This window comes from Flavobacterium anseongense (assembly GCF_021608185.1).
GTDB classification, from domain to species: Bacteria; Bacteroidota; Bacteroidia; order Flavobacteriales; family Flavobacteriaceae; genus Flavobacterium; species Flavobacterium anseongense.
The window spans coordinates 1-1,307 of record NZ_JAKIHN010000022.1 but is presented as its reverse complement, the minus strand read 5'-3'; the positions used below and the strand labels follow the sequence as shown (position 1 = coordinate 1,307).

Below are 1,307 nucleotides of genomic sequence, written 5' to 3'. Positions count from 1 at the left end.
ACAGTTCCTGCCGCTACAACAGCCTGTCCCGATTGTATCACCGAGAATGAATTTGATGTAGTCTGACATGCCTGCGGAGTAGCACTGGTTACTCTTACCGTATAGGTTCTGGTAGCTCCTGTAGCTTCTGCCGTATCAACAGTATACGTTGCTCCCGTTGCTCCAGGTATTGGTGTGGTAGATGTGCCTTCAAACCATTCAAAAGTATAGTTCCCCGGATTCACAACACCGCTGTTTAAGGTAAGTGGTCTTACCACCTGATTGGTAATATAATCAACACAAATAGTTGTGACGTCATTTGCCGTGCCTATAACCGGATTCGGATAACGCTCCACTTTAATATCTATCGTAGTAATGGCATAACATACCGGAGTAATAAGGTTAGAGCTGTTCTCTACCTTAACCCAAATCGTATCGATATCCGCATCGGTCTGATACGCCTGTGCCTGTGCCAAAGTTAAAGCATTGGTACCCGCTACGGCATCAGCCAAATTCGTATAATAACTCACTAAGAAGACAGCAGGGTCTTGTGTGCCTAATATCGCAGGGGCATAACCGGTTAAATCAATAAGAGCAACCCCATCATACGGATTCCCGTCATTATCACACTCATTAAACTCCTGTGGTCCTGTAGCCGTGGCATACGCCTCTACTGCCAGTGGTAATATGCCTGTATTAACACAACCTGTAGCATTGTTAACCACTCTGATGTAAATATCCTGTGCATTTGGAGTCACATTGGTATAGCTGTTTGGCAGTGACGGACTTCCCGCTGTGGCTGCCGCCTGCGACGGGTGATAGCTTATCGTAAAATCTGCCGGTAATTGGGTAGGTCCCAATATAGCCGTTGCCAGTTGTGGATTGGTCAAATCAAATACCGAGATGCCGTCCGTATTGTTATCACAGGCTCTGTAAGGTGCCTGTGGCTGAACAATAGTCGGCAGCGGATTTACCGTTAATCGTTGTTCTACCAGCACATAACAATGCTCACCTTGATAGTCTACTCCGTTGTTCTCTACTCTAATCCAGACGTTATCTCCTACTAAGGCTGCTGTAGCCGGGATTAATTCTCCTACGTTGGCTATGGCATCATTTCGGGTAGCAAAATAATGGAAGGTCAGATTAGGGTCGCCATTTCCGATATAACTCTCATTAACCGTTAAATCAAACACCTCAAGCATATCACCCGGATTGTTGTCATCACATTTCGGTGCTAGTGGTGTTGGGGTAGTATTTGGTGTCGGAATTGGCAATACTCTGATGTCTAAAGTTGTGATGCTCTTACAACCTGCCGCTGTGGTAACTAC

The 1,307-nt window shown here is 45.8% G+C and carries 1 protein-coding gene; it reads right to left on the bottom strand.

Annotation, left to right across the window (positions count from 1 at the left end):
* On the bottom strand, window positions 1-1,307 hold a 1,307-nt coding region (locus tag L1S35_RS13175), incomplete at both ends, for an FIDD domain-containing protein (RefSeq protein ID WP_502538685.1).